We start from the raw sequence: 26,376 nt of genomic DNA, 5'->3' as shown, positions 1-26,376 counted from the left end.
GCTGTCCGTGAGCACGTCCGAGTCCGCAAGGCAGCGTGCCGCTGAGCTGTCGCAGCTGCTGCATGAGCACAATCATCGCTATTACGTGCTCGACGATCCGCAGGTTTCGGACGCCGAGTACGACCGCCTGTTCAGCGAGCTGCAGGCGCTTGAAGCGGCGCATCCCGAACTGCTGACGCCAGATTCGCCGACGCAACGCGTCGGCGGTGCGCCGGCACGCGAGTTCGCAGCGGTGAAGCATCGCCTGCCGATGCAGTCGCTGCGCAAGTGCAATACCGAAGACGAACTGCGCGATTTCGATCGTCGCGTCCGCGAAACCCTGTTGGCCGAACAAGCCGCGTATACCGGCGAGCCCAAGCTCGACGGTCTTGCGGTTTCGCTGATCTACGAAAACGGCGTCTTCGTGCGCGGCGCGACCCGCGGCGATGGTGAAACCGGCGAAGACATCACCGAGAACCTGCGCACGATCAAACCGATTCCCTTGCGCCTGCGCGGCGACGCGCCGCCGCTGGTGGAAGTGCGCGGCGAGGTTTATCTGCCCTGGGACGGTTTCCGTCGCATGGTCGAGGATGCCAATGCGCGCGGCGACAAGGCGCCGGTCAATCCGCGCAATGCCGCCGCCGGCAGCCTGCGTCAGCTGGATCCGCGCATCACCGCGCGGCGTCCGCTGGCGTTCACGGCTTACGCGGTCGGCAGCAGCGAAGGCTGGAAGATTCCGCGCCTGCATTCGGAGGCGCTCGAACAGTTGCGCGCCTGGGGTTTCCCGGTGTCGCCGCTGATCGAGCGGGTGGTCGGCGTGGAGGCCTGCCAGGCGTACTTCGAGAAGATCGGCGCGCAGCGCAGCAAGCTCGGCTTCGACATCGACGGCGTCGTCTTCAAGCTCGACGATCTGGCCGGCCGCGAGGAGCTGGGCTCGGTGACGCGCGAGCCGCGCTGGGCCTGCGCCTACAAGTTCGCCGCCGAGGAAGCCGAGACGCTGCTGGAGAATGTCGAGTTTCAGGTGGGGCGTACCGGCGCGCTGACGCCGGTGGCGCGCCTGAAACCGGTTTTTGTCGGTGGCGCCAACGTCTCGAATGCGACGCTGCACAACATGGATGAAGTCGAGCGCAAGGACGTGCGCATCGGCGACACCGTCATCGTCCGGCGTGCCGGCGACGTGATTCCCGAAGTACTCGGTGTGCACCTGGCCGATGAAGCGGCGCGGCTGGCACATGAGGCGCGGCCGAAGGTCGAACTGGCGGCGAGTTGCCCGGTCTGCGGCGGCAAGGTCGAGCGGGTCGAAGGCGAGGTCGTCGCGCGTTGCACCAACGGTCTGTCGTGCCGCGCGCAGCTGCATGGTGCATTGATCCACTTCGTGTCGCGCAAGGCGATGGATATCGAAGGCCTCGGCGAGAAGCTGCTCGCGCAGCTGATCGACATCGGCCGAGTGAAGTCGCCGGCCGATATCTACACGCTGACCGCCGAGGAACTCGCCGGCATGGAGCGCATGGGCGAGAAGTCGGCGGCCAACGTTGTCGAGGCGATCAATCGCAGTCGCGACAGCAGTTTCCAGCGCTTCCTGTTCGCGCTCGGGTGCCCGCAGCTCGGCGAGACGACGGCGCGCGATCTGGCGCGCCACTTCGGCACGCTGGATGCTCTGTACGCGGCCGCCGAAGCCGACCTGCCGACCGAGCGTGACGAATCCATCAAGGAGAAGGATCGGTTTCCGCAATTGCGCGCGGTGCCGGATGTCGGCCCGACGGTCGCGGCGCATGTCGCGCATTTCTTTACCGAGCCGCGCAATCGCAGTGTCATCGATGCGCTGATTGCGGCGGAGATCCAGTGGCCGGCGCCCAAGGCCGCAGTGCAGGGCGCGCTGACTGGCAAGACGCTGGTCATCACCGGAACCTTGCCGGGCATTTCGCGCGACGAGGCGGCGGCCCTGATCGAGGCGGGCGGGGGCAAGGTCTCGGGCAGCGTGTCGAAGAACACCGATTATCTGCTGGCGGGTGAGTCCGCCGGCTCCAAGCTGGCAAAGGCCGAGAAGCTCGGCGTGACGATCATCGACCTGGCGGGTCTGCATGCGCTGCTCGATGCCTGAGCTGCGGCCTTAAGCCTGGTTTGCATCGCGCCGCTTGCGGCGGCGAGAGCTCCGCGGTGTCCTCGACTTGGTACAGTGCACCGATCGGCCTCGAAGAAGGCCGGCAACCAAGGGAGTTTTCATGATTTACGCACTGCTCGCGCAGGCGCAATCGCGCCCGCTTGAATCCTCATTGCTGCTGTTGCTGATCAGCTTGTTCAGCCTGCTGCTGTTACATGTTGCCGTAGGCACGCTCAATACAGGGCGCGGTGCCTTGAGCGAACGCATCCGCAGGCGTCTGGGCGTCAAGCCCGGCAAACCGATTACCGAGTTGCGCTGGCTGCTCGTTTCCGTCCATCTGGTGGTCTGGCCGTGCCTGGTCTGGCTGACCCTGTGGCTATGGGGAAAGCACGAGCTCGGCAGTGAACTGATCCGAGGGCTCGTCTCGGCGGGCTTCGAGATCGCGGGCATGCACATCGTCCCCGGTCGTCTGCTGCTGGCCGTCGTCTACTGCCTGATGCTGTGGACGCTGAGCCGCTGGCTCAAGACGCGCCTGCAGGACGACTGGCTGCTGCGTGCCGGCATGGAACCCAGCACCCGCGAGTCGGTGGCGATGCTGTTCGGCTATGCGAGCTTTGCGCTGGCCGTCATCGTCGGACTGTCCGCCGGCGGTTTCGATTTCACCAAGCTGACGATCATCGCGGGCGCCTTGTCGGTGGGTATCGGTTTCGGCCTGCAGAATGTCGTCAACAACTTCGTCTCGGGTCTGATCATCCTGTTCGAGCGGCCGGTCCGCACCGGCGACTACATCGTCGTCGGCCAGACCGAGGGTTTCGTCAGGCGCATCCGCATCCGTTCGACCGAGATCGAGACCTACCATCGGGAGACGATCATCGTGCCGAACTCGGATCTGCTCTCGAACCACCTGAAGAATTTCCACCTGCGCGACCTGCATGGTCGCGTGACGGTGCAGATCGGCGTCGCGTACGGCTCGGACACGGCGCTGGTGCAGCGCACGCTGCAGTCGGTCGCGCTTGCGCATCCGGACGTGCTGCGGGAAGGCGATGTCGAAGGGATCGCCGGCCCACGCGTGCTGTTCACCAACTTTGGCGCCAGTTCGCTGGATTTCGAGTTACGGACCTATGTCCGCAATGTCGACGAGCGCTTCGTGGTCGCCAGCCAGTTGCGTCTGGCGGTGGATGCGGCGTTCCGCGCCGCGGGCATCCAGATTCCGTTTCCGCAGCAGGACGTCTGGTTTCGCAATGCCGTGCCGGGTGCCGCGGCCGGTCAGGCGGCGCGGGCGCCGATGGACAGTGCGTGAATCTCGGCTTTCATCAGCTCGTCCAGTGCCGCATAGATCGCACGGTGGCACTGGATCGGCGTCATGCCGGCGAATGCGCCACTGACGATTTCAACCCGGTAGTGGCCGGCACCGCCGCGCGCACCGGCATGACCGGCGTGCAGATGGCTGTCGTCGATGACGTTCAGTTCCTGCGGCTGGAACGCCCGCGTCAGCAGTTCGCGGATGCGTTCGATGCGGTTCACGGCAGTGCCTTGACGTAAGGCTGGACGTCGACGCGCTCGAACACGCCGGCGAGCCGGTACGGGTCCTGGTCCGCCCAGGCGCGGGCGGCTTCGAGGCTGGCGAACTCGGCAATGATCAGGCTGCCGTGAAAGCCGGCTTCGCCCGGGTCGGCGGCATCGATCTTCGGTCGCGGGCCGGCGATGACGAGACGGCCTTCGGTGAGCAGCTCCTTCAGGTAGGCGACGTGCGCGGGGCGCGTCGCCCGGCGCTGGGCCAGGGCATCCGCGCGGTCGTGTCCCAGGATCATGTAGAGCACGGCTTATTCCTGCGGCAGGTAGTTCTTCAGGAACGGAAGGTGCGCGAGCAGGAACGCGAACATCAGCGCGGTGAAGCCGAAGGTCTTGAACTGCACCCAGGTCTTCTCGCTGAACGTGTACGCCACGTAGAGGTTGAGCACGGCGCACAGGATGAAGAATCCGGCCCAGGCCAGATTGACGCGACGCCAGACCGGGTCCGGCAGCACGATGGACTTCTGCGGCAGGCGGGCGAGCAGCACCTTGTCGCCGATGACGTGGCTGAGCAGCAGCGCGGCGGCGAACACCGAGTAGATCACCGTCGGCTTGTACATGATGAAAGCCGGGTCGTGGACCCATAGCGTCAGGCCACCGAGTGCACCGGCGACGATCGCGGTGATCAGGTGCGGCTTGTGGATGCGCCGCTCGCGCAGCCAGTAAATCGCCACCAGCGCGAACATCGCGACGATCAGCGTCGCGGTCGCCGTATAGATGCCGAAGAAATAGTAGGCGCCGAAGAACAGCAGGGCGGGGGCAAAGTCGAGCAACATGTTCATGGCGGTATTGTAAGGCGAGGCTCGAAAGTCCGCCGCGATTCAGGGTCTGGCGGTTAGAATGCGCGAATGGCCGATTGGTTCGAACTCCACCCGCAGAATCCGCAGCAGCGCCTGCTCGCGCAGATCGCCGTGCGCGTGCGGCAGGGCGCGGTGATCGCCTATCCGACCGATTCCTGCTACGCCCTGGGCTGCCACCTCGATGACCGCGAGGCGGCCGAACGCCTGCGCCGCATCCGCAATTTCGACAAGAACCACCAGTTCACGCTGGTCTGCCGGGATTTGTCGGAGATCGCGACCTACGCACGGGTCGACAACACCCAGTTCCGCCTGCTCAAGACCCTGACACCGGGGCCTTACACCTTCGTACTGGAAGCGACCAAGGAATTGCCGCGGCGTATCGCCCACGAGAAGCGCAAGACCATCGGTATCCGCGTCCCCGAGCACATCACTGCGCAGGCCCTGCTGGACACCCTGGGCGAGCCGCTGATTTCCTGCACCCTGCAGTTCCCGGGCGAGGACCAACCGGTCGGCGATCCGGAAGACTGGCGCGAGCGCCTCGACCGCGAGGTCGACATCGTGGTCAACGGCGGCAGCTGCGGGATCGAGCCGACGACCGTGCTCGACATCAGCAATGCGGGGGCCGTGCAGGTCGTCCGCGAAGGCAAGGGCGACCTGTCCCGGATTGGTCTCTAGCGTCCGCTCCGGACGCCCCCGACGGGCCTGTAGCGAGGTCCGGCCCGGTATAATGGGCCATGCCTATCGAAATGACCCTGGTCCAGAAGATTGCCGTCTGGGCCCTGCCGGTATTGCTGGCGATCACCGTTCACGAAGCCAGCCATGGCTACGCGGCGCGCGCGCTGGGCGATGACACGGCGTCCAAGCTGGGCCGGCTCAGCCTGAATCCCCTGCGGCACATCGATCTGGTCGGCACGATCATCGTGCCGGCGGTGCTGCTGGCGATCGGCGGTTTCCTGTTCGGCTGGGCCAAGCCGGTGCCGGTCAACATGCGCAACCTGCACCGTCCGCGCCGTGACATGGCGCTGGTTGCGGTGGCCGGTCCGCTGTCGAATCTGCTGATGGCGCTGCTGTGGGGTCTGCTGCTGAAGTTCGCAGTGGCCAGCGGTCCGGCTGAAGGAGTCTGGCTCGGCCTGCGGGCGATGGCCGTCGCCGGCATCGTGATCAATCTGCTGCTGATGGTGCTCAATCTGCTGCCGTTGCCGCCGCTGGACGGCGGCCGTGTATTGACCGGCCTGGTGCCGGAGTCCATGGCGCGGCAGCTCGATCGCTTCGAGCGCTATGGTCTGGTTATCCTGCTCGCCCTGATGTTCACCGGCGTGCTGGGGCAGATCCTTCACTGGCCGCTGGCTTACGTCGAGTACGCCGTGTTTCGCGTGCTGAATCTTCCTACCGCTTCCGCTGTCTTCAACTGATCGATCGTCTCGTGAGCGCCAACAGCAAATCCGTCGTCCTCTCCGGTATCCAGCCTTCCGGGCGCCTGACCCTGGGCAACTACCTCGGCGCGATCAAGAATTGGCTGCCGCTGCACGAGCAGTACGACTGCTACTACATGCTGGTCGACCTGCACGCCATCACCGTGCGCCAGGATCCGGCGGTGCTGCGCGAGCGTTGCTACGAATTTCTCGCGCTGTACATCGCCTGCGGTCTCGATCCGGCGAAGAACGTGTTGTTCGTGCAGTCGCATGTGCCGGCTCACGCGCGCCTGTCGTGGATCCTCAACTGCTATACGCAGATGGGTGAGCTGTCGCGGATGACGCAGTTCAAGGACAAGTCGGCCAAGAATGCCGACAACATCAACGCCGGCCTGTTCGGCTACCCGGTGCTGATGGCGGCCGATATCCTGCTGTACCAGGCCGCGCAGGTGCCGGTTGGCGACGACCAGAAGCAGCATCTGGAGCTGACGCGCGATATCGCGATCCGCTTCAACAATCTCTATGGCGATGTCTTCAAGGTGCCGGAGCCGATGATTCCGCCGGTCGGCGCGCGCATCATGGGCTTGCAGGAACCGACCAAGAAAATGTCGAAGTCGGACGACGCGGCGACCAACGCCCTGTATCTGCTCGACGAGCCCGATGTCATCGTCCGCAAGATCAAGCGCGCGGTGACCGATCTGGGCAACGAAGTCCGCTTCGACATCGCCGAGAAGCCCGGTGTATCGAACCTGCTTTCGATCCTGTCGGCGACGACCGGCGAATCCGTGCAGAACCTCGCCGAGCAGTACAACGGCCAGGGCTACGGCAAGTTCAAGCAGGCCGTGGCCGATGCGGTACTGGCCACGCTGGAGCCGATGCAGGCGCGCTATCGCGAAGTGCGCAATGACACCGCGGGTCTGCAGCGCGTGTTGCGCGCCGGTGCCGAAGCGGCTAGCACGCGTGCCGATGCGACGCTCAAGCGCGTGCACGACGTGCTTGGTTTCATCCAGGAATAAGCGTGAACGAGACCACAGACAGCACGTCCGTCGAAGCGCCCGCCGTCCCCTCGGAGGCGGCGCTGCGCGCGCCCAAGCTGCACGGGCAGACGATGGAGAAGCTGCCGGAGGATCTGTACATCCCGCCGGATGCGTTGGAGGTCTTTCTCGAGGCTTTCGAGGGCCCGCTCGATCTGTTGCTGTATCTGATCCGCCGGCAGAACCTCAACATCCTCGATATCCCGGTTCTGAAGATCACCCAGCAGTACATTCAATACATCGAGCTGATGCGCGAGCTGAAGCTCGAACTCGCCGCCGAGTATCTGGTGATGGCGGCGCTGCTGGCCGAGATCAAGTCGAGCATCCTGCTGCCGCGTCCGCCGCCGGACGAGGCGGTGGAACAAGGCGATCCGCGCATGGAACTGGTGCGCCGCCTGCAGGAGTACGAGCGCTTCAAGACCGCGGGCGAAGCCATCGAGAAGATGCCGCGCGTCGGTCGCGACGTGTTCATCGCCCAGGCACGCCCGGAAGTGATCCCGACGATCGCGCAGGTGCCGATGCCGTCGCTGCGCGAACTGGTGCTGGCTTTCCAGGACGCCATGCAGCGCTCGGCGCTGTTCCGTCATCACGAGGTTTCGCGCGAGCCGCTGTCGGTGCGCGAACGCATGTCGCACATCCTGTCGCGGATCAGCAAGGCGCCGGCGCGCTTCTCCGATCTGCTCGACCCCGCCGAGGGCCGCGCCGGCGTGGTTGTCTGCTTCCTCGCCGTACTCGAGCTGGCCAAGTCCTTCATGCTCGACGTCCGCCAGGAAGCCCCGCTAGCACCGATATTTCTGGCACCGGCGCGCGCTGCGCCGCCTGCCGTGGAGCAAGACGATGAATGACGAAACCCAGAGCCTGATCCCGGAACCCGAGGTGGCCGACAGCCAGCTCGGTGAAGAACGCAGCGGCCTGCTGGAGCGTGTGCTCGAAGCGCTGCTGCTCGCTTCCGACCAGCCGCTGTCGCTGGATCATCTGCAGCGCATGCTCGGCAACGAGCTCGGCGTCAGCAAGAAGGATCTGCGCGAAGGGCTTGAGCGCCTGCATGCGTCGCTGGAAGGCCGTGCCGCCGAAGTGCGCGAGGTGGCCAGCGGTTATCGCATCCAGGTGCGCAGCGATTACGCCGAATGGGTCAGCAAGCTGTGGCAGGAAAAGCCGCCGCGTCTGTCGCGCGCGCTGCTCGAAACGCTGGCGCTGATCTGCTATCGCCAGCCGATGACGCGCGGCGAGATCGAAGAAGTCCGCGGTGTTGCGTTGTCGCCGAACATCATCCGCACGCTGCTTGAGCGTGGCTGGATCCGCGAAGTCGGCGTCAAGGAAGTGCCGGGCCGGCCGTCGCTGTTCGGCACCACGCATCAGCTGCTCGACGATCTCGGCCTCAGTTCGCTGGACCAGCTGCCGAGCCTGCCGGAAATCAAGGATCCGCAACTCCTCGAAGCGGCGCTGGAGCGCCTGGGCGAGAAGCTGCATGAGGTGTCGCATGTCGGTGAAGCGGCCGACGATGACGCCGAGGATGAAGCCCCTGCTTCGCCTGACGGCGACGCCGAAGCTGCACCGGAATCCGCTGCCGAAGACGATGCAAAGCCGTCCGAACCGACGCTGCACTAAGCAGCTGCACTGACACCAACCAGAGCCAAGAACCGCCGTGGGCGAACGCATCCAGAAAGCATTGGCCACGGCCGGCGTCGCGTCGCGCCGCGAAATCGAGCGCCTGATCGGCGAGGGCAGCATCACCGTCAATGGGCAGCCGGCGACGCTCGGTCAGATGATCGAGGCGCACGACAAGATTCACGTCGATAACAAGCCGGTCTATCTGTCGCGCAAGGCGGAGCCGACGCGGCTGCTGATCTACAAGAAGCGCGTCGGCGAACTGGTGACGCGCGACGACCCCGAAGGCCGGCGCACGGTGTTCCGCAAGCTGCCGAAACTGAGCAGCGGACGCTGGATCGCGGTCGGTCGCCTCGACATCAATACCTCGGGCCTGCTGCTGCTGACCAACAACGGCGAACTGGCGCGACGCCTGACCCATCCGAGTTTCGAGATTCCGCGCGAGTACGCGGTGCGCATTCACGGCACGATCGAGCCGGAGATGATCCAGCGCCTCGTCAAGGGGGTGGAACTGGAGGACGGCCCGGCGCGCTTCGAGTCCATGCGTCCCGGCGCCAACGAGGATGGTGAAGCGTCCAACCAGTGGTTCGAAGTGCGTCTGCGCGAAGGCCGCAACCGCGAAGTACGGCGCCTGATCGAATCGCAGGGTCTGGAAGTCAGCCGCCTGATCCGCGTCAGCTACGGGCCGATCGTGCTCGGCCGCGGCATCCGTTCCAGCGGCCATCGCGACGCGACGCCGGAAGAACTCGAGGCCGTGCTGATGGCGGTCGGCATGGCCGAGGCCAAGGCGAAACCCAAGGGGCCGAAGCGCAAGGCCAGCGACACGACATCGCGCGCCATCGAAGCCAAGCGCCGCGAGCGCTTCAGCGACGACGATGACGACGAGGCGCCGCGCAAGCGCGGCAAGTCCTTCGGCGACGATTTCCGCAAGGCGGCACGTCCGCAAGGCGTGGCTCCGGCGCGTGCGTCGAAGACCGCTGGCGAGAGCGGCGAACCGCGGCGTGCCGCCAAGCCCAAACCCGAGAAACCCGCACGCTATAGCGGCACCGCGGTGCGCCCGACCAGCAAGCGGGGCGGTGCGCGTTTTGGCGAAGAGCGGCCGAGCAAGCCGGCCGCCGCGGCGCGCACTTCGCGACGTGGCGACAAGAACGAAGCGCGTGGCGGCAAGGAGTTCTCCGCCGACTCCAAGCTGCACCGCAACGAGCAGCGCGCGATGAACAAGCCGGATGTGCGCTTCAGCTCATCGGTGGATCGTCCTGCCGACCGCCAGCGCTCGAGTCGCTTCGGTGGCGATGACCGCGGCGGCCAGCCGCGTGCGCGGCCAGCTTCCTCCGCACCGCGTGCCGGATCGGGCGGCGGGCAGGGTCGCAGCGGTTCGCGTCCGCCTAAAGCGCGCGGCCGTTGATGCCGGCGCTGCCGGGGCCGAGCAGCCACAGCAGCTTTGGCGTGACGGTTTCCGGTGGCGGCGATTCTTCGATCTTGGCACCCGGATAACCCTTGAGGCGCAGGCCGGTGCGCATCGGTCCCGGATCGAAGCTGTTCATGCGCAGGTTCGGCCGCGACTTCAGCTCGGCCGACCAGATGCGCATCATCTGCTCGACAGCTGCCTTGCTGATGCCGTAGACGTGATCGTAGGCATGCGCCTCGCGACCGTGGCGATCCGACACGAATACCACTGAAGCATCGGCGGCCTGTTCCAGCAGCGGCAGCAGCGTGCGGGTCAGCGCGAACGGCGCGGTCAGATTGACCTGCAGCGTCTCGACCCAGTCCTTCACCTCCAGCGTGTCCATCGGCATGTAGCCGCCGAACTGTGCGGCGCAGTGAAGGATGCCGTCGAGGCCGCCGAACTCGCGGGCGATGACATCGGCGAGATCGGCGTAGTCCTTCCAGCTCGCGCCGGCCAGATGCAGCGGATAGATCGCGGGCGTTGGTCCGCCGGTCGCATCGATGGCGTCGTAGACGGTTTCGAGTTTCTTGACGGTCTTGCCGAGCAGCACGACGGTCGCGCCATGCGCGGCGCAGGCTTTTGCCGCGGCGGCGCCAAGGCCATCGCCGGCGCCGGTGATCAGGATGCGCCGGCCACGCAGCAGGTCGGTCGGCAGGGTGTCGAGGGTGTTCGGAAAATCGGACATGCGGGTCGGCGAGGATCGATCAATTGTTGCTAGAGACTCAGCGCCAGAGTTGCGCGAGTTCCATCGGGGTCTGTACGACGATGTCGGCTTTCCACTGCGCGAGCGGCGTGGCGCCGATGTAGCCCCAGGCGGCGGCGACAGTGCGCATGCCGGCGGCGCTGCCGGCTTCGATGTCACGCAGATCGTCGCCGACATAGAGGCAATCCGCCGGCGCCGCGCCGATCTGCGTGCAAGCGTGAAACAGACTGTCCGGTGCCGGCTTGGGCTTCGCGACCTGATCGGCGCTGACAGTGCAGGCGCTGTCGCTCATTTCGGCGAACTCGGCGAGCAAGGGTACGGTCAGCCACGACGGCTTGTTGGTGACCACACCCCAGCGCTTGCCCTGCGCGCGCAAGGCGTCGAGCAGCTCGCCGACGCCGTCGAACAGTCTTGATCCGCTCGCGATGTTTTCGCGGTAGTAGCTCAGGAAGCGATCACGCTGCTCGGGAAAATCGGCGTGGTCCGGCGTTAGGCCGAGCGCATGACCGATCAGTCCGCGCGCGCCGGCGGACGCCATCGGCCGGTAGTCGATCAGCGGCAGCGGCGGCAGGCCGGCCTGCTGGCGCACGTAGTTCGCGGCGGCGCCGAGGTCGGGCGCGGTGTCGATCAGCGTGCCGTCGAGATCGAATAGCACGACGCTGGCGTTGGCGAGCGGGCTCATCGTGCCGGCCGCGTGCAATGCATCAGGTAGTTGATGTCGACATCGGCGCTCAGCGAGGCCGATTGCAGCAGCGGGTTGTATTGCAGACCACGCAGGCCGACGACATCGAGGCCCGCGGCGCGCGACCAGGCATCCAGCTCCGACGGCTTGATGAACTTCTCGTAGGTATGCGTGCCGCGCGGCACGAGGTTCATCACGTACTCGGCGCCGACGATCATCAGCGCGAAGGATTTGGGGTTGCGATTGATCGTCGACAGCACCAGCGTGCCGCCCGGCTTGAGCAGCTGCGCGCAGGCGGCGACGATCGCGGCCGGCTCCGGCACGTGCTCGAGCATTTCCATGCAGCAGACCAGATCGAAGCTCTGCGGCTGTGCTTCGGCGAGCGCTTCGGCGGCAATCTGCCGGTAACGCGCCGCGTTGCCGGTCTTCTGCGCATGGCCTTCGGCGACCGCCAGCGCATCGGCGGCCAGATCGATGCCGAGCGCATCGGCACCGGCACTGGCCAGCGCTTCGGTCAGCAGGCCGCCGCCGCAACCGACGTCAAGCGCCTTGATGCCCTTGAGGCGGCTCGCGCCGCCGAGGCAATCGGCGATGTAGCGCACGCGTGGTGCATTGATCGCATGCAGCGCGCGCATCTCGCCGCGCGGATCCCACCATTGCGTGGCGAGGCGATCGAAGTTGGCGATCTCGCGCGGGTCGACGTTGGAGCTGGTAGTGGTCACGGTTTCTGGGATCTTCAGGACTGCATCTTCTGCCGCCAGGCATCGGCCTGCGCGAGGGTTTCGGGTTCGTCGATCGTCAGCAGCCGGCGCGAGCGCATCAGCGCGCGGCCGGCGACGAAGACGTCGGTGACCTGATCGCGGCCGGCCGCATAGGCGAGCTGAGACAGGACGTTGTGGACCGGCTGCGTCGCCGCGGCGCTGAGATCGATCGCGATGAAGTCGGCCGACTTGCCGCTGCGCAGCGAGCCGATCTCGCCATCGAGGCCGAGCGCACGGGCGCCGCCCAGCGTCGCCATCTGCAGCGCCTGCGCGGCATTGAGCGTCTTGGCGTCGCCGGCGACCGCCTTGGCGAGCAGTGCGGCAGTGCGCATTTCGCCGAGCAGGTCGAGGTCGTTGTTGCTTGCAGCGCCATCAGTGCCAAGGCCGACATTGACACCGGCCGCGAGCAGCTTGCCGATCGGCGCGAAGCCGCTGGCGAGCTTGAGATTGGATTCCGGGCAGTGCGCGATGTGCACGCCGGTCTGTGCGACGAGCGCGATTTCCTCGTCGGTCAGCTGCGTCATGTGCACGGCGACGAAGTCCGGCCCCAGAAGGTCGAGTTCATGCAGGCGCTGCAGCGGCCGCTTGCCGGTGGCCTCGACCGCCATCGCGACTTCGCCGGCCGTCTCGTGCACATGCATGTGGATGCCGATGCCAAGCTCGTTGGCGTACTGGCGGATTTTCGTCAGCGGCGCGTCGGAGACGGTGTAGGGCGCATGCGGCGCGAAGATCGTGCGCAGCAGCGAGTTGTGCTTGAGCGCGTCGTTGAGTTCCAGGCCCTTGTGGATGTACTCGTCGGCGTTCGCCGCCCAGGCGGTCGGGAAGTCGAGCACGATCAGGCCGATCGTCACGCGCAGGCCGACTTCCCCGGCCACGGTCGCCGTCGCGTCCGGGAAGAAGTACATGTCGTTGACGCAGGTCGTGCCGCCGCGAATCATTTCGGCAAAGGCGAGACGCGCGCCGTCTTCGCAGTAACGGCGGCCGACATGGGCGCCCTCGGCCGGCCAGATGTGGTTCTGCAGCCAGTCCATCAATGGCAGATCGTCGGCAATGCCGCGCAGCAGGCTCATCGCCGCATGCGTGTGCGTGTTGACCAGGCCCGGCATCACGGCGTGCCGGTCGAGGTCGAGGCGTTCGCGCGGCGCGTACTTCTGTTCGGCCTCCGCCAGCGGCAGCACGTCCCTGATCCGGCCGCCGTCGACGACCAGCGCGTGCGCGGTCAACGCGACAGCGGTCGGCTCGATGGGAACCAGCCAGCGCGGTGCGACGAGCAGGTCGACAGTCATCATGGGGAAGTTCGCGGCCCGGTAAAATGGCTGCACATTCTATCCGAGCGTCCTGATGACTTCTGCGATGACTTCTGCTGTCCAGCCGCTGATCTGGCACTCCACGCATCTGCAGATGCTCGATCAGCGGGTGCTGCCGCGCGAAGTCAGCTACCTGGACTGCCGCACAGCGGAAGACGTCGCCGAGGGCATCCACGCGATGGCGGTGCGCGGTGCACCGGCCATCGGCATCGCGGCGGCTTATGGCCTGGTGCTTGCCGTACGCAGCAATCCGGCGGGATTCGACCAGGCTTTCGACGTGCTGGCGTCGTCGCGGCCGACGGCGGTGAACCTGCGCTGGGCCTTGGAACGCATGCGGGCGCTGTGGATGACCGGCCCGGACGTGAATGCCCTGGAGCGCGAGGCGATTGCGATCCACGAGGAAGACCTCGCGCAGAACCTCAAGATGGGCGAGCTCGGCGCGGCGCTGATCGGGCACAACGCGCAGCTGATGACCCACTGCAATACCGGTGCGCTGGCGACCGGCGGCCACGGGACGGCGCTGGGGGTGATCCGCAGCGCGCATGCGATGGGCAAGGTGGCACGCGTCTACAACACCGAGACCCGACCGTGGCTGCAGGGTGCGCGACTGACGGCCTGGGAACTGCAGCAGGAAGGCATCCCCGCCAAGCTGATTGCCGATGGCGCGGCGGCGCATCTGATGACGCGCGAGAAGATCGACTGGGTCATCGTCGGCGCGGACCGCATCGCCGCCAACGGCGACACCGCGAACAAGATCGGCACCTATGCGCTGGCGGTCGCCGCCAAGCGCCACGGGGTCAAGTTCATGGTCGTGGCGCCGAGCGGCACCTTCGACCTGCGTTGCCCGGACGGCGCAGCGATCCCGATCGAGGAGCGCACCGCCACTGAACTGACCGAATTCCGCGGCCAGGCGATCTCGCCGCAGGGCTATGACGCCTTCAATCCGGTCTTCGACGTGACACCGGCCGAACTGATCGACGCGCTGGTCTGCGAGCGCGGCACGATCCTGCAGCCGACTGCTGAAAAAATCGCCAAATTGCTGGCCTGAGCGGGGGCATTTCCGGCACCGCCGAATTCAGGGTAAACGACGCTAAAAAAGCCTGCGCCAATACGCTTGGCGTGTTAAAATTTGTTGACTAAAAGAGGGCTTCGCGCCCCCTAGGCAAGTAGCTGAAATCCTGAATAAAAAAGCAGCCGCGCTTCGGCCGGTTGCAGGTGCCCTACATGAGTGAGTTTGCCAAGGAAGTGCTGAGCGTCAATCTCGAGGACGAGATGCGCCGCAGCTATCTGGATTACGCCATGAGCGTCATCGTCGGTCGCGCCCTGCCGGACGCCCGCGACGGCCTCAAGCCGGTGCACCGCCGCGTGCTGTACGCGATGAAGGAGCTCGGCAACGATTACAACAAGCCATACAAGAAATCGGCGCGTATCGTCGGCGACGTCATCGGTAAGTACCACCCGCATGGCGACACCGCGGTGTACGACACGATGGTGCGCATGGCGCAGCCGTTCTCGATGCGCTATCTGCTCGTCGACGGTCAGGGCAACTTCGGTTCGGTCGATGGCGATTCGCCGGCCGCGATGCGTTACACCGAGGTGCGCATGTCGCGCCTCGCGCATGAGCTGATTGCCGATCTCGACAAGGAAACCGTCGACTTCCAGCCGAACTACGACGGCTCCGAAGAAGAACCCACGGTGATGCCGACGCGGGTGCCGCAGCTGCTCGTCAACGGCAGCTCGGGCATCGCGGTCGGCATGGCGACCAACATCCCGCCGCACAATCTGTCCGAGGTCATCGACGGCTGCATCGCGTTGATCGACCAGCCGGACATTTCCATTGCCGAGCTGATGCGGCATATCCCGGCGCCGGATTTCCCGACCGCCGGTCTGCTGCTCGACGTCCACGGCCTCGCCGAGGCCTATGCGACCGGCCGTGGCCGTGTCGTGATCCGCTCGCGCACGCACTTCGAGGACATTGGCCCCAAGGGCAGCAGCGACAAGCAGGCGATCGTCGTCACCGAGCTGCCGTACCAGGTCAACAAGGCGCGTTTGCTCGAGAAGATCGCCGAGCTGGTCAAGGACAAGAAGATCGAAGGTATCACCGAGCTGCGCGACGAGTCCGACAAGGACGGCACGCGCATGGTCATCGAGCTGCGCCGCGGCGAGAACGCCGACGTCGTGCTCAACAACCTGTACCAGCAGACCCAGCTGCAGATCGTGTTCAGCCTGAACATGGTCGCGCTCGACGGCGGCCAGCCGAAGCTGATGTCGCTCAAGCAGATGCTGGACATCTTCGTCCGCCATCGCCGCGAAGTCGTCACCCGTCGTACACGCTACCTGCTGCGCAAGGCGCGCGAGCGTGCCCATGTTTTGGAAGGCCTGTCGGTCGCGATCGCCAACATCGACGAAGTCATCGCGCTGATCAAGAACAGCGCCAACCCGGCTGAGGCCAAGGCCGCGTTGATCGCGCGCCACTGGGATCCGGGTCCGGTGCTGGCGATGCTCGAACGCTCGGGCAGCGGCGCGTCGCGGCCTGACGACCTCAGCCTCGAGTACGGCATCGTCGACGGCAGCTACCGTCTGTCCGAGGCCCAGGCCCAGGCGATTCTCGACCTGCGTCTGCATCGCCTGACCGGTCTTGAGCAGGACAAGATCCACGAGGAGTTCAAGCAGCTGCTCGAAGCGATCCTCGACTACCTCGACATCCTCGGCTCGGAAGCGCGCCTGTTGTCGGTGATCCGCGGCGAGCTGCTCGAGATCAAGGAAGCCTACGGCGACGAGCGCCGCTCGGAGATCACCAACGCGGCGTTGAACATCGCCCACGAAGACCTGATCGCGCCGCAGGACATGGTCGTGACGCTGTCGCACGAGGGCTACGTCAAGGCGGTTGCGCTCGACGAGTACCAGGCGCAGAAGCGCGGCGGCCGCGGCCGCGTTGCGCAGACGACCAAGGAAGCCGACTTCGTCGATCGCCTGTGGGTCGCGCATTCGCACGACACGCTGCTGTGCTTCTCCAGCCTCGGCAAGTGCTACAAGCTGCGCGTGTTCGAGCTGCCGTCCGGCTCGCGTGGTTCGCGCGGCAAGCCGTTCAACAATCTGCTGCCGCTGGAGCAGAACGAGAAGATTAATGCGGTGCTGCCGATCAAGTCCTTCGATCAGGCCGCGCCAGGCGCGACGACGCCGGACGACAAGGCCTTCGTGTTCATGGCGACGCGCCGCGGCACGGTCAAGAAGACCGAGCTGATCTCGTTCCAGAACGTGCGTGCCAACGGCATCATCGCGGTCGACCTGCGCGTCGACGACGAACTGGTCGGTGTCGCGCTGACCGGCGGCAGCCATGAGATCATCATGATCTCGGACTCCGGCCGCGCGATCCGCTTCCGTGAATCCGATGTGCGCAGCATGGGTCGCGGCGCCACGGGCGTGCGCGGCATGCGTCTGATCAAGACCTTCGCCGGCAGCGAAGACGAGACCGAAGACGGCGCGACAGCCGATGCGGTCGACGACGAAACCGTCGAGAGCAATTCCGATGGGGCGCAGGTCATCGCGCTCATCGTCGCCGACGGTGGCGACATCCTGACGGTTTCCGAGCTGGGTTACGGCAAGCGCACGCCGGTCGAGCAGTTCCCGCGTCGCGGTCGTGGCGGCCAGGGCGTCATCGCCCAGTCGCTGAGCGAGAAGACCGGTCGCCTGATCGGCGCGGTCGCGGTGACCAGCAACGACGAGGTCATGCTGATCTCCGAGGCGGGCATCCTGATCCGCTTCAAGACCAGCGACGTGCGCAGCATGGGCCGCAACACCCAGGGCGTGCGTCTGATGCGGCCGGACGATGGCGACAAGCTCGTCGGTGTCGACCGCATCGACGGGGAAGATGCAGAGAACGCCGACCTCGACGCGCTCCCGGGTTCTGCCCTGGATGCGCCCGCCGCGGACGCCGGCGCCGACGAGGCGCCGACCGAATGAGCCTCGCGCGCCCCGCTGCATTTGCGGGGCGCGTAAGCCCCGGTTTCTGCCGGGCCGCGCTGCTCGGCCTGTTGGCTGTCGTGCTGGCCCAGCGGGCCTCCGCCGCGGCGGATGTTCAGCCTGCCGCGCCGGTTGCAGCCGCCGGCAGCGGCCTCGTCATTCTCGTCCGTCACGCCGAGAAAGCTGCGCAGGCCGAAGATCCCGCCTTGAGTGCCGACGGAGCGGCGCGCGCCATCGCACTGCGCGACGCACTCGCTGGATTCTCGCTCGCCGGCATCGTCGTTTCCGATACCCGCCGGACGGCGCAGACGGCGGAGCCGACCGCGCAGCTGCATCAGCTGACCCCCATCGTGGCGAAGACCGTGTCCGGCCTGCCGGCCCATATCGCCGATGTTTCCCAGCGTATCCATGAGCTGTCGGGGCAGGGTGCGGTGCTCGTCGTCGGCCACAGCAACACCTTGCCGGCGCTCGTCAAAGCCTTGGGCGGCGCCGAACTCGACAATCTCGCCGAATGCGAATTCGATGCGCTGTGGCTGCTCGATCTGCGCGGCGCAGCCGGCGTTCCGGGCTTGATTCGGGGTCGATACGGGGCTATCTCGGCCTGTGAGGCGGCTGTAAAGTAACGCCCTGCATTACTTTAAGTTAGTGCCTTAAGCTCCTGAATTAAAACATTATGAATGGGGATTTTCTAATTTTCAGTTGACTAACATGACCTGTTAGGTGAGAATCCGCGCCCATGAACTTCAGTGTCCATTTCGATGAGGCCACGCTCGAGCGCCTGAACCAGGCCGTCGAGCGCGTCGGGCTGACCCGCAATCGCATCATCGTCACCGCGGTGCAGGAATGGCTGGAGCGCAACGAGGAAAAGGATTGGCCGGCGACCTTGAAGGCGCATTTCCGCAATCCGGCGCCTGAACTCATCGAAGAAACCCTCGATTTCCAGGCCTGGCGCTCCGCCGTCGGCAGCGATGCCGGAGTCCGCTGGTGAGATACCTGCTCGATTCCGATGCGCTCGCGTCCGTCGTGCGTGGCCGCCTGCCGGTCGTACTCAAGCTGGCTCAGCTCAAGCCCAGCGACATCGCGGTCTCGGTGCTGGCGCGCATGGAAGCGGAGACGGCGCTGCGCCTGCAGCCGCGCGCGCAAGCCCGTTATGGCCGTCTGCTGAAGGACTTTCTGGCGACCGTGAACGTGCTCGATTTCGGCCCGGCCGAGGCCCAGCACGCGGTCAATGTCAGCGCCTATCTGCAGGCTGCCGGCGACTCGCTGCCGACGCTGGATCTGCTCCAGGCGGCGACGGCGCTGAGCCATCAGCTGACTTTGGTCACCGATCGCGGTACCGCCTTTGCCGGCGTGCCGAATCTGGATGTGGAGCGCTGGGTGTAGCGCTTCGCGGCTTGTTTTTCATCTCAACCGTTACTTTAAGTAATCATCATAAGGAACTGAAATGTCGAGAATTGTGAACTTCAGCGCTGGTCCGGCTACGCTCCCCGTCACGGTCCTGCAGCAGGTCCAGGCCGAGCTGCTCGACTGGCAGGGTTCCGGCATGTCGGTGATGGAGATGTCGCACCGCGACAAGGAATTCATGTCGATCGCCGCGGCGGCCGAGGCCGACCTGCGCGAGGTCATGGGCATACCGCAGAACTACAAGGTGCTGTTCCTGCAGGGCGGCGCGACCGCGCAGTTCAGCGCGGTGCCGCTCAACCTGCTGCGCGACAAGACCGGTGTCGACTACATCGTGACCGGCGACTGGGGCAAGAAGGCGGCCAAGGAAGCCGGCCGCTATGCCAAGGTCAACATCGCCGCGTCGAGCGAAGCCGACAAGTACACGCACATCCCGGCGCGCGCCGGCTGGAAGCTGGATCCGAACGCTGCGTACGTGCACATCACGCCGAACGAGACGATCCACGGCGTCGAGTTCCACGCCGAGCCGGAGACCGCCGGCGTGCCGCTGGTGGCCGACATGTCGTCGAACATCCTGTCGCGTCCGGTCGATGTCTCGAAGTACGGCCTGATCTATGCCGGCGCGCAGAAGAACATCGGCCCGTCGGGCATCACGATCGTCGTCGTCCGCGAAGACCTGCTCGGCCAGGCGCTGCCGGTCACGCCGGGCGTGTTCGACTACAAGGCGATGGCCGACAACGACTCGATGCTCAACACGCCGCCGTGCTTCTCCTGGTATGTCGCCGGCCTGGTGTTCAAGCACATCAAGGCGCAGGGCGGCCTCAAGGCGGTCGAGAAGATCAATGCCGACAAGGCGGCGCTGCTCTACAACTACATCGACTCGCAGGACTTCTACCGCAATCCGGTGCAGAAGCAGGACCGCTCGCGGATGAACATCCCGTTCACGCTGGCGAATGCCGAACTCGATGCCGACTTCCTCAAGGGTGCCAAGGCCGCCAGCCTGTCCGGCCTCAAGGGCCATCGTTCGGTCGGCGGCATGCGCGCGTCGATCTACAACGCGATGACGCTCGATGGCGTGCAGCAGCTGGTCGACTACATGAAGGAATTCGCCCGCACCAAGGGCTGAGCCGCGACCGCACCAGACATTCAACGAATCAAACCCGCACAACTAGACGGATTTCCAGACATGTTCAAGATTCAGACCCTCAACAACATCTCCGTCAACGGCCTCGAGCGCCTGCCGCGCGATCGCTACGAGATTGCTTCCGAGCTGACCCAGCCGGATGCCGTGCTGGTGCGCTCGGCCGACATGCACAAGCTGGACATCCCGGCTTCCGTGAAGGCCATCGGCCGCGCCGGTGCCGGCACCAACAACATCCCGGTTGCTGCCATGTCCAAGCGCGGCGTGCCGGTGTTCAACGCGCCGGGCGCCAACGCCAACGCGGTCAAGGAGCTGGTGCTGGCGTCGATGTTTCTCGCCGCCCGCAACATCCCGCAGTCGCTGGATTTCGTGCGCAAGCTCGATGGCGACGACAAGGCGATGCATGAGGCGGTCGAGGCCGGCAAGAAGAAGTTCGTCGGCTTCGAGCTGCCGGGCCGCACGCTGGGCGTCATCGGCCTGGGGGCGATCGGCGTCAAGGTCGCCAATGCCGCGCTCGAGTTGGGCATGACGGTCTGGGGCTTCGACCCGGCAATGACCGTGACCAACGCCTGGCAGCTCAACTCCGGTGTGCGTCAGGCACTGTCGGTCGATGACCTGCTGGCGAAGTCGCAGTTCGTCTCGGTACATGTCCCCTTGCTCGACGCGACGCGCAAGCTGATCAACGCCGACCGCCTCAAGCTGATGAAGAAGCAGGGCGTGGTGCTGAACTTCGCGCGCGACGCAATCGTTGACGAGCAGGCGATTGTCGACGCCCTGGCCGCCGGCACGCTGCATGCCTACGCCTGCGACTTCCCGTCGAACGCGCTGAAGGGCAACCCGAAAGTCATCGCGACCCCGCATCTGGGCGCCTCGACCGAAGAAGCCGAAGACAACTGCGCGGTGATGGTGGCCGACCAGCTGCGCGAATTCCTCGAAGCCGGCAACGTCCGCAACTCGGTCAACTTCCCGGAAGCGGTGCTGCCGCTGGCGCCGGGCAAGTGGCGCCTGTGCGTGGTCAACGAGAACGTGCCGAACATGGTCGGCCAGATCTCGACCGCGCTGGCCAACCGCTCGCTGAACATCGCCGACCTGCTGAACAAGTCGCGTGGCGACCTCGCGTACACGATTGTCGACATCGACACCGCAATCCCGGCCGAAGCCGTCGCCGAGATCGCCGCGATCAAGGGCGTACTCGCAACGCGCGTGATTCCGGCAAAATAGCGGTCTTGGGACATCAGGGGCCGGTTAGGGCGTCGATGATCCCCGGCCGCAACCCCTGATGAACCTCCATGACCGATGACCTTAGTACCGCGCGCCAGCAGATCGACGCGCTGGACCAGCAGATCCAGACGCTGATTTCCCAGCGCGCGCGGATCGCGCAGGCGATTGCCCATATCAAGCAGGGCATGGGCGACACCGGCGACCACTACCGTCCGGCCCGCGAGGCGGAGGTGCTGCGCGCCGTTATCGCCCGCAACCAGGCCAACGGCGGACCGCTGACCGACGAGGCGATCGCGCGTCTGATGCGCGAGATCATGTCGGCCTGTCTGTCGCTCGAGTCGCCGTTGACCGTGGCCTATCTCGGCCCGGAAGGCACCTACACGCAGGCCGCCGTGCTCAAGCAGTTCGGCGACAGCGTGCGTGCGCGCGCCAACAGCGCGATCGACGAAATCTTCCGCGATGTCGAGAGCGGCGCGGCCGACTACGGCGTCGTGCCGGTCGAGAACTCGATCGGCGGCGTCGTCAGCCATACGCTTGATGAGCTGGTCCACACCAAGCTGCGCATCTGCGGCGAAGTGACCCTGCCGGTGCACCACCACCTGCTGGCGACCAGCGCCGATCTGTCCAAGGTGACGAAGATCTACGCGCATCCGCAGTCGTTTGCGCAGTGCCGCAAGTGGCTCGACGCCAAAGTACCCAAGGCGATCCGCGAGACCGTGTCGAGCAACGGCCAGGGCGCCGCGCAGGTGCGCGCGGAAGGCGAGGGTGTGGCGGCGATCGCCAGCCTGCAGGCCGGGCGCATCCATGGCCTGGAGATTCTCGCCTCGAACATCGAGGACGATCCGAGCAACACGACGCGCTTCCTCGTCATCGGCAAGCAGGATCCGAGCGCGACCGGCCAGGACATCACGTCCATCGTGCTGACCGGTCATCGCAACCAGCCGGGTTCGCTGCTGCGCCTGCTCAAGCCGCTGTCGGACGCGGGGCTGGACATGACGCGCATCGAATCGCGGCCGGTCAAGGGCTCGGCGATCTACGACTATTATTTCTTCATCGATTTCGCCGGTTCATCGGCAACGCCGGAAGTGCGCAAGGCGCTCGATGAGGTCAGTGCGGCAGCCGCCTTCTTCAAGGTGCTCGGCTCATATCCGCGCGCCGTGGTCTGAACTGAAAAATCCAATGACACAGAATCTCACCAAGGGCGCGGCGCCGGGCATCCTGGCTCTTGAGCCGTACACGCCCGGCATGCCGCTGGAAGAGCTGCAGCGTCGCCTTGGCATCAGCAATGCGATCAAGCTGGCGTCGAACGAAAATCCGCTGGGCATGAGTCCGAAGGTCAAGGCCGCGGTCGCCGATGCGGTGGCCCATCAGAACCTGGCATTCTATCCGGACGGCGGCGGTCATCGCCTGAAGCAGAAGCTGGCGGCGATCCATGGCATCGCGCCGGAATGCATCACGCTCGGCAACGGTTCGAACGACATTCTCGAGTTCCTAGCCCGCACCTATGCCGGCCCGGGTCGCGCGGTGATGTTTTCGGCCTATGCCTTCGCGGTCTATGCGCTCGCGGCGCAGGCCCAGAGCGCGGACAGTGTCGTCGTGCCGGCACGCCCGGCCACCGATGCGATGCCGTACGGCCACGACATGGCGGCTTTTACGCGGGCGCTGCGCGAGCGTCCGGACGTGTCGCTGGTCTTCATCGCCAATCCGAACAATCCGACCGGCACCTGGCTGCCGCCGGCCGAGATCGAGGCTTTCCTCGAGCAGGTGCCGGAGCACGTCATCGTCGCCCTCGACGAGGCTTACTTCGAGTACCAGGCACCTTCGCTGCGGCCGGACACCCGGCGCTGGCTGGATCGGTTCCCGAATCTGCTGGTGGCGCGCACCTTCTCCAAGGTCTACGGCCTGGCCGGCCTGCGTGTCGGCTATGCGATGTCGAACCCGACGGTTGCCGATCTGCTTAACCGCGTGCGTCAGCCGTTCAACAACAACAGCCTGGCGCTGCTCGCAGCCGAAGTCGCGCTGGACGACCAGGCGCACGTCGAAGCGTCTGTCGAACTCAATACGCACGAACGCGCGCGCCTGGTTGAGGCGATGAAGAAGCGCGGCCTGGCCGTGCTGCCGTCGCAGGCGAACTTCATCACGATCGACTTCAGCCGCGATGCCAAGCCCATTCATCAGGGCTTGCTCGAACGCGGCGTCATCGTGCGGCCGATGGGCTCCTATCAGATGCCAACCTACCTGCGAGTCACCGTCGGCACGGCGTCCGAGAACGATCGCTTCCTTGCCGCGCTGGACGAGGCTGTCAAGGCGTGATCGCACAGCGTCTCGCGATCATCGGCCTGGGCCTGATCGGCGGCTCGCTGGCGCGCGCGCTGCGCAATGCCGGCGAGGTGGCGCAGATCAGCGGTTACGATCCGGACCCGGCGCAACGTGAGGCGGCCACGCGTCTCGCCATCATCGACCGCGTCGAAGACAACACGGCTGCCGCCGTGCGCGAAGCCGACGTGGTGGTGCTCGCAGTGCCAGTGCTGCACACCGCCGATGCTTTGCGCGAGGTACTGCCTGCGCTCAAGCGGCAGGCGGTTGTCACCGATGTCGGCAGCACCAAGCAATCGGTGCTGGCGGACGTCAACCGCGTCTGCGGCCGGCTGCCGGCCTGGTTCGTCGCCGCGCATCCGATTGCCGGTACCGAGAAGAGCGGCATCGCGAACTCGGTGATCGATCTGTTCAAGAAGCACCGCGTCATCATCACGCCGCACGAGGGGCAAGACCCCGCGGCGGTCGCCACGGTGACCAAGCTGTGGCAGGCCGCCGGCGCGCGCGTCGTTGAAATGGATGCCCGACGCCACGACGCGATCTTTGCCGCGACCTCGCATCTGCCGCACATCCTGGCTTACAGCTTTGTCGACATGCTCGCGCGGCTGGATGAGAAGGACCAGATTTTCTCCAACGCCGGCGGCGGCTTTCGCGACTTCACGCGCATCGCCTCCAGCTCGCCGCAGATGTGGCACGACATTGTGCGCGCCAACGCCGAGTCAGTCGCCGGCCTGCTCGATCAGCAGATCAACGAGCTGTGCCAGATTCGCGACATGATCCGCGCCGAGCGCTGGAGTGAGCTGCTGCAGCTGTTCGAGCGTTCGCGCCAGGCGCGCGAGCGTTACCTTGCACAGATCGAATAAGGCATGACGTCGGCCTTCCTCGATCTGGCGCCGATCCGCGCGGCACGCGGTGAACTGCAGCTGCCGGGCTCCAAGAGCGTCTCGATCCGTGCGCTGTTGCTGTCAGCACTGGCGGAAGGCGAGACCCGGCTGACCGGCTTGCTCGATTCCGACGACACCCGCGTCATGCGCGAGGCCCTGAAGTCCTGCGGGGTGCCGCTCAAGGACGAAGCTGCGGCGGGCTGGAAAGTGCAGGGCGCGGCGCAATTCCCGCAACGTGAAGCGGACATCTTCGTCGGCAATTCCGGGCTGTCGATCCGTACCCTCGTCGCTGTGCTGGCCTTCATGGACGGTCGCTATCGCCTGTCCGGCGTGCCGCGCATGCATGAGCGGCCGATCGGCGATCTGGTCGATGCATTGCGGCCGCTCGGGGCGCGCATCGGCTATCAGCGACAGCATGGCTTTCCGCCGCTGCTGATCGAAGCGGCGCAGGCGCGGGCGGACTTGCCGGTGCGCGTGCGCGGCGATGCGTCCAGCCAGTTCCTGACCGGCATCCTGCAGTCCGCGCCGTTGCTGGCGCGCGAGCGCGACCTGGTCGTCGAAGTCGAAGGCGAGCTGATTTCCAAGCCTTACATCGAACTGAGCATCGCCTTGATGAAGCGCTTTGGTGTTGACGTCGAGCGTGGCGCCACGACAGCGGGTACGCCGCGCTTCACGATTGCCAAGGGCGCGCGTTACCGGGCACCCGGAACGTTTGCCGTCGAGGGCGATGCTTCGTCGGCCTCCTATTTTCTGGCACTCGGTGCGCTGGCTGGCGGGCCGCTGCGCGTGCAGGGCATGGGCAGCGCCAGCCTGCAGGGCGATGTGCGCTTTGCCGAAGTCATGACGGCGATGGGCGCCGAGGTCACGCAGGGCGAGGACTGGACTGAAGTCCGCTCGCCGGGCCTGGCCGCGGGCTTCAGGCCGAAAGCGATCGACGCCGACTTCAACCATATTCCGGATGCCGCGATGACGGTGGCGGTCGTTGCGTTGTTTGCCGACGGCCCCAGCGTGCTGCGCAATATCGGCAGCTGGCGCGTCAAGGAAACCGACCGCATCGCGGCGATGGCCGCGGAGCTGGTCAAGCTCGGCGCGGAGGTCGAGGCCGGTGCCGATTTTCTGCGCATCGCGCCGCCGAAGGCGCTGCGCGCGGCGACCATCGACACCTATGACGATCACCGCATTGCGATGAGTTTCTCGCTGGCCGCCTGCGGCGGCGTGCCTGTGCGCATCAACGATCCGGGCTGCGTCGCCAAGACCTTCCCGGACTATTTCACGCAGCTTGCCGCACTGACTTTGGTCTGAGCATGGCCTCGTCCCCCATTCCGGTGATTGCGGTTGACGGCCCCAGCGGCGTCGGCAAGGGACTCGTCACGCGCTGGCTGGCTGAGCGCATGCGTGGCTGGCACCGGCTCGACAGCGGGGCGCTGTATCGCATCCTGGCGCTGGCAGCCGAGCGCCGGCAGACCAGCCTCGACGATGCCGCTGCGGTCGCCGCTTTGGCGCCGCGGCTCGACATCCGTTTCGTCGGCACGACCGAGGAGGACGAAGCCATCCTCGTCGACGGTGCGGACTGGACCCAGGATGTGCGCCGCGAATCGACCGGCGCGCTGGCGTCGAAGATCGCGGTAATCCCCGAAGTCCGCGCCGCTTTGCTCCAGCGTCAGAAGGATTTTCGCCGGGCGCCGGGACTGATTGGGGATGGCCGCGACATGGGCACGATCGTGTTCCCGGATGCGGTGCTCAAGCTGTTCATGGACGCGAGCCCGGAGGAGCGTGCGGAGCGCAGGCTCAAACAGTTGAGCGCAAAGGGAATACCGGCTAAACTCCGCCCCCTTTGCGAGGAGATTCGCGCCCGAGATGAGCGCGATCGAAACCGCAGCATCGCGCCGCTAAGACCGGCCGATGATGCGGAAGTTGTTGATACAACGGGTCTTTTGCCTTCTGAAGTTCTCTCCAAGGTAGAAGCCCTGCTGCAGCGACACGGCCTGATCTGACGCCCGAACGAGGCGAATCCCAGCGCAAAAAAACCAGCCACCCGTGCGGT

The 26,376-nt window shown here is 65.8% G+C and carries 27 protein-coding genes; 20 read left to right on the top strand and 7 right to left on the bottom strand.

Annotation, left to right across the window (positions count from 1 at the left end; all coding sequences use genetic code 11):
• Nucleotides 1-7: 7 nt before the first annotated feature.
• On the top strand, nucleotides 8-2,080 hold the full coding sequence (ligA, locus tag AC3WUF_RS07535) for an NAD-dependent DNA ligase LigA (protein ID WP_492424088.1): 2,073 nt from the start codon (nucleotides 8-10) through the stop codon (nucleotides 2,078-2,080).
• A 121-nt stretch (nucleotides 2,081-2,201) separates the two neighbouring features.
• Nucleotides 2,202-3,380 carry a mechanosensitive ion channel family protein gene (locus AC3WUF_RS07530; RefSeq protein WP_492424086.1) on the top strand — a complete coding sequence of 393 codons (1,179 nt, stop codon included), beginning with the start codon at nucleotides 2,202-2,204 and terminating at the stop codon, nucleotides 3,378-3,380.
• Here the strand turns inward: AC3WUF_RS07530 and AC3WUF_RS07525 are convergent.
• Genes AC3WUF_RS07525 through ispZ form a run of 3 tightly spaced genes read right to left on the bottom strand, consistent with a single transcriptional unit; the run spans nucleotide 3,347 to nucleotide 4,434 of the window.
• On the bottom strand, nucleotides 3,347-3,604 hold the full coding sequence (locus AC3WUF_RS07525) for a BolA family protein (protein WP_492424084.1): 258 nt from the start codon (nucleotides 3,602-3,604) through the stop codon (nucleotides 3,347-3,349). The genes AC3WUF_RS07530 and AC3WUF_RS07525 overlap by 34 nt on opposite strands.
• A complete protein-coding gene (locus AC3WUF_RS07520; protein WP_492424082.1) occupies nucleotides 3,601-3,900 on the bottom strand; it encodes a YciI family protein in 300 nt (99 codons plus the stop codon). Before AC3WUF_RS07520 ends, AC3WUF_RS07525 begins: the two co-directional genes overlap by 4 nt.
• Nucleotides 3,901-3,903: 3 nt before the next feature.
• Nucleotides 3,904-4,434: a septation protein IspZ gene (gene ispZ / locus AC3WUF_RS07515; RefSeq protein ID WP_492424080.1), complete on the bottom strand. Its 531-nt coding sequence runs from the start codon at nucleotides 4,432-4,434 to the stop codon at nucleotides 3,904-3,906.
• 66 nt (nucleotides 4,435-4,500) lie between these two features.
• Between ispZ and AC3WUF_RS07510 the strand changes: the two genes are divergently transcribed.
• Genes AC3WUF_RS07510 through AC3WUF_RS07485 form a run of 6 tightly spaced genes read left to right on the top strand, consistent with a single transcriptional unit; the run spans nucleotide 4,501 to nucleotide 9,911 of the window.
• Entirely contained in the window at nucleotides 4,501-5,127 is a 627-nt protein-coding gene (locus AC3WUF_RS07510; RefSeq protein WP_492424078.1) for an L-threonylcarbamoyladenylate synthase, read from the top strand.
• Nucleotides 5,128-5,186: 59 nt separating this feature from the next.
• A complete protein-coding gene (locus AC3WUF_RS07505) occupies nucleotides 5,187-5,864 on the top strand; it encodes a site-2 protease family protein (RefSeq protein WP_492424076.1) in 678 nt (225 codons plus the stop codon).
• Nucleotides 5,865-5,875: 11 nt separating this feature from the next.
• Nucleotides 5,876-6,880: a tryptophan--tRNA ligase gene (trpS, locus tag AC3WUF_RS07500; protein WP_492424074.1), complete on the top strand. Its 1,005-nt coding sequence runs from the start codon at nucleotides 5,876-5,878 to the stop codon at nucleotides 6,878-6,880.
• Nucleotides 6,881-6,882: 2 nt separating this feature from the next.
• Nucleotides 6,883-7,743, top strand: coding sequence for a segregation and condensation protein A (locus AC3WUF_RS07495; RefSeq protein WP_492424072.1), 861 nt, complete (start codon nucleotides 6,883-6,885; stop codon nucleotides 7,741-7,743).
• Nucleotides 7,736-8,506: an SMC-Scp complex subunit ScpB gene (scpB, locus tag AC3WUF_RS07490; RefSeq protein WP_492424070.1), complete on the top strand. Its 771-nt coding sequence runs from the start codon at nucleotides 7,736-7,738 to the stop codon at nucleotides 8,504-8,506. The genes AC3WUF_RS07495 and scpB overlap by 8 nt, the downstream gene beginning before the upstream one ends.
• Nucleotides 8,507-8,543: 37 nt before the next feature.
• Nucleotides 8,544-9,911 carry a pseudouridine synthase gene (locus AC3WUF_RS07485; protein WP_492424068.1) on the top strand — a complete coding sequence of 456 codons (1,368 nt, stop codon included), beginning with the start codon at nucleotides 8,544-8,546 and terminating at the stop codon, nucleotides 9,909-9,911.
• Here AC3WUF_RS07485 and AC3WUF_RS07480 read toward each other — a convergent pair.
• The 4 genes from AC3WUF_RS07480 to AC3WUF_RS07465 are packed head-to-tail and all read right to left on the bottom strand — an operon-like array spanning nucleotide 9,892 to nucleotide 13,388.
• Nucleotides 9,892-10,638, bottom strand: a complete 747-nt coding sequence (locus AC3WUF_RS07480) for an SDR family NAD(P)-dependent oxidoreductase (protein ID WP_492424066.1) — start codon at nucleotides 10,636-10,638, stop codon at nucleotides 9,892-9,894. The genes AC3WUF_RS07485 and AC3WUF_RS07480 overlap by 20 nt on opposite strands.
• Nucleotides 10,639-10,675: 37 nt before the next feature.
• Complete coding sequence (locus AC3WUF_RS07475) at nucleotides 10,676-11,338, bottom strand: HAD family hydrolase (RefSeq protein WP_492424064.1); 663 nt, start codon at nucleotides 11,336-11,338, stop codon at nucleotides 10,676-10,678.
• A complete protein-coding gene (ubiG, locus tag AC3WUF_RS07470; protein WP_492424062.1) occupies nucleotides 11,335-12,060 on the bottom strand; it encodes a bifunctional 2-polyprenyl-6-hydroxyphenol methylase/3-demethylubiquinol 3-O-methyltransferase UbiG in 726 nt (241 codons plus the stop codon). The genes AC3WUF_RS07475 and ubiG overlap by 4 nt, the downstream gene beginning before the upstream one ends.
• 14 nt (nucleotides 12,061-12,074) lie before the next feature.
• On the bottom strand, nucleotides 12,075-13,388 hold the full coding sequence (locus AC3WUF_RS07465; RefSeq protein ID WP_492424060.1) for a TRZ/ATZ family hydrolase: 1,314 nt from the start codon (nucleotides 13,386-13,388) through the stop codon (nucleotides 12,075-12,077).
• A gap of 64 nt (nucleotides 13,389-13,452) precedes the next feature.
• Between AC3WUF_RS07465 and mtnA the strand changes: the two genes are divergently transcribed.
• From mtnA to cmk, 12 genes are all read left to right on the top strand, one after another.
• A complete protein-coding gene (mtnA, locus tag AC3WUF_RS07460; RefSeq protein ID WP_492424058.1) occupies nucleotides 13,453-14,454 on the top strand; it encodes an S-methyl-5-thioribose-1-phosphate isomerase in 1,002 nt (333 codons plus the stop codon).
• A 176-nt stretch (nucleotides 14,455-14,630) separates the two neighbouring features.
• Nucleotides 14,631-17,369, top strand: coding sequence for a DNA gyrase subunit A (gene gyrA / locus AC3WUF_RS07455; RefSeq protein WP_492424056.1), 2,739 nt, complete (start codon nucleotides 14,631-14,633; stop codon nucleotides 17,367-17,369).
• Complete coding sequence (locus AC3WUF_RS07450) at nucleotides 17,366-17,992, top strand: SixA phosphatase family protein (protein ID WP_492424054.1); 627 nt, start codon at nucleotides 17,366-17,368, stop codon at nucleotides 17,990-17,992. The genes gyrA and AC3WUF_RS07450 overlap by 4 nt, the downstream gene beginning before the upstream one ends.
• 113 nt (nucleotides 17,993-18,105) lie before the next feature.
• A complete protein-coding gene (locus tag AC3WUF_RS07445; protein WP_492424052.1) occupies nucleotides 18,106-18,357 on the top strand; it encodes a ribbon-helix-helix domain-containing protein in 252 nt (83 codons plus the stop codon).
• Nucleotides 18,354-18,752, top strand: a complete 399-nt coding sequence (locus AC3WUF_RS07440) for a PIN domain-containing protein (RefSeq protein ID WP_492424050.1) — start codon at nucleotides 18,354-18,356, stop codon at nucleotides 18,750-18,752. The genes AC3WUF_RS07445 and AC3WUF_RS07440 overlap by 4 nt, the downstream gene beginning before the upstream one ends.
• Before the next feature lie 61 nt (nucleotides 18,753-18,813).
• Complete coding sequence (serC, locus tag AC3WUF_RS07435; RefSeq protein WP_492424048.1) at nucleotides 18,814-19,896, top strand: 3-phosphoserine/phosphohydroxythreonine transaminase; 1,083 nt, start codon at nucleotides 18,814-18,816, stop codon at nucleotides 19,894-19,896.
• 60 nt (nucleotides 19,897-19,956) lie between these two features.
• On the top strand, nucleotides 19,957-21,132 hold the full coding sequence (locus AC3WUF_RS07430) for a 3-phosphoglycerate dehydrogenase family protein (protein ID WP_492424046.1): 1,176 nt from the start codon (nucleotides 19,957-19,959) through the stop codon (nucleotides 21,130-21,132).
• Nucleotides 21,133-21,200: 68 nt separating this feature from the next.
• Nucleotides 21,201-22,298 carry a prephenate dehydratase gene (gene pheA, locus AC3WUF_RS07425; RefSeq protein ID WP_492424044.1) on the top strand — a complete coding sequence of 366 codons (1,098 nt, stop codon included), beginning with the start codon at nucleotides 21,201-21,203 and terminating at the stop codon, nucleotides 22,296-22,298.
• A 13-nt stretch (nucleotides 22,299-22,311) separates the two neighbouring features.
• Nucleotides 22,312-23,445, top strand: coding sequence for a histidinol-phosphate transaminase (gene hisC / locus AC3WUF_RS07420; protein WP_492424042.1), 1,134 nt, complete (start codon nucleotides 22,312-22,314; stop codon nucleotides 23,443-23,445).
• Nucleotides 23,442-24,311, top strand: a complete 870-nt coding sequence (locus tag AC3WUF_RS07415; protein WP_492424040.1) for a prephenate dehydrogenase — start codon at nucleotides 23,442-23,444, stop codon at nucleotides 24,309-24,311. The genes hisC and AC3WUF_RS07415 overlap by 4 nt, the downstream gene beginning before the upstream one ends.
• Before the next feature lie 3 nt (nucleotides 24,312-24,314).
• A complete protein-coding gene (gene aroA, locus AC3WUF_RS07410) occupies nucleotides 24,315-25,634 on the top strand; it encodes a 3-phosphoshikimate 1-carboxyvinyltransferase (RefSeq protein WP_492424038.1) in 1,320 nt (439 codons plus the stop codon).
• Between the two features lie 2 nt (nucleotides 25,635-25,636).
• The gene (gene cmk, locus AC3WUF_RS07405; RefSeq protein WP_492424036.1) at nucleotides 25,637-26,326 is read left to right on the top strand and encodes a (d)CMP kinase; all 690 of its coding nucleotides are present in this window, start codon (nucleotides 25,637-25,639) and stop codon (nucleotides 26,324-26,326) included.
• The last annotated feature ends 50 nt before the right edge of the window (nucleotides 26,327-26,376 follow it).

The organism is Fontimonas sp. FW305-C-3, assembly GCF_058783185.1.
This window is presented reverse-complemented; position numbering and strand designations above follow the sequence as displayed.

Excerpts from the sequence above, each read along its gene's own strand:
- AC3WUF_RS07530 (WP_492424086.1), top strand. The coding sequence starts at position 2,202 with ATGATTTACGCACTGCTCGCGCAGGCGCAATCGCGCCCGCTTGAATCC.
- ispZ (WP_492424080.1), bottom strand. The coding sequence starts at position 4,434 with ATGAACATGTTGCTCGACTTTGCCCCCGCCCTGCTGTTCTTCGGCGCC.
- AC3WUF_RS07510 (WP_492424078.1), top strand. The coding sequence starts at position 4,501 with ATGGCCGATTGGTTCGAACTCCACCCGCAGAATCCGCAGCAGCGCCTG.
- AC3WUF_RS07505 (WP_492424076.1), top strand. The coding sequence starts at position 5,187 with ATGCCTATCGAAATGACCCTGGTCCAGAAGATTGCCGTCTGGGCCCTG.
- scpB (WP_492424070.1), top strand. The coding sequence starts at position 7,736 with ATGAATGACGAAACCCAGAGCCTGATCCCGGAACCCGAGGTGGCCGAC.
- AC3WUF_RS07480 (WP_492424066.1), bottom strand. The coding sequence starts at position 10,638 with ATGTCCGATTTTCCGAACACCCTCGACACCCTGCCGACCGACCTGCTG.
- AC3WUF_RS07475 (WP_492424064.1), bottom strand. The coding sequence starts at position 11,338 with ATGAGCCCGCTCGCCAACGCCAGCGTCGTGCTATTCGATCTCGACGGC.
- AC3WUF_RS07465 (WP_492424060.1), bottom strand. The coding sequence starts at position 13,388 with ATGATGACTGTCGACCTGCTCGTCGCACCGCGCTGGCTGGTTCCCATC.
- mtnA (WP_492424058.1), top strand. The coding sequence starts at position 13,453 with ATGACTTCTGCTGTCCAGCCGCTGATCTGGCACTCCACGCATCTGCAG.
- gyrA (WP_492424056.1), top strand. The coding sequence starts at position 14,631 with ATGAGTGAGTTTGCCAAGGAAGTGCTGAGCGTCAATCTCGAGGACGAG.
- AC3WUF_RS07450 (WP_492424054.1), top strand. The coding sequence starts at position 17,366 with ATGAGCCTCGCGCGCCCCGCTGCATTTGCGGGGCGCGTAAGCCCCGGT.
- AC3WUF_RS07445 (WP_492424052.1), top strand. The coding sequence starts at position 18,106 with ATGAACTTCAGTGTCCATTTCGATGAGGCCACGCTCGAGCGCCTGAAC.
- serC (WP_492424048.1), top strand. The coding sequence starts at position 18,814 with ATGTCGAGAATTGTGAACTTCAGCGCTGGTCCGGCTACGCTCCCCGTC.
- AC3WUF_RS07430 (WP_492424046.1), top strand. The coding sequence starts at position 19,957 with ATGTTCAAGATTCAGACCCTCAACAACATCTCCGTCAACGGCCTCGAG.
- pheA (WP_492424044.1), top strand. The coding sequence starts at position 21,201 with ATGACCGATGACCTTAGTACCGCGCGCCAGCAGATCGACGCGCTGGAC.
- hisC (WP_492424042.1), top strand. The coding sequence starts at position 22,312 with ATGACACAGAATCTCACCAAGGGCGCGGCGCCGGGCATCCTGGCTCTT.
- aroA (WP_492424038.1), top strand. The coding sequence starts at position 24,315 with ATGACGTCGGCCTTCCTCGATCTGGCGCCGATCCGCGCGGCACGCGGT.
- cmk (WP_492424036.1), top strand. The coding sequence starts at position 25,637 with ATGGCCTCGTCCCCCATTCCGGTGATTGCGGTTGACGGCCCCAGCGGC.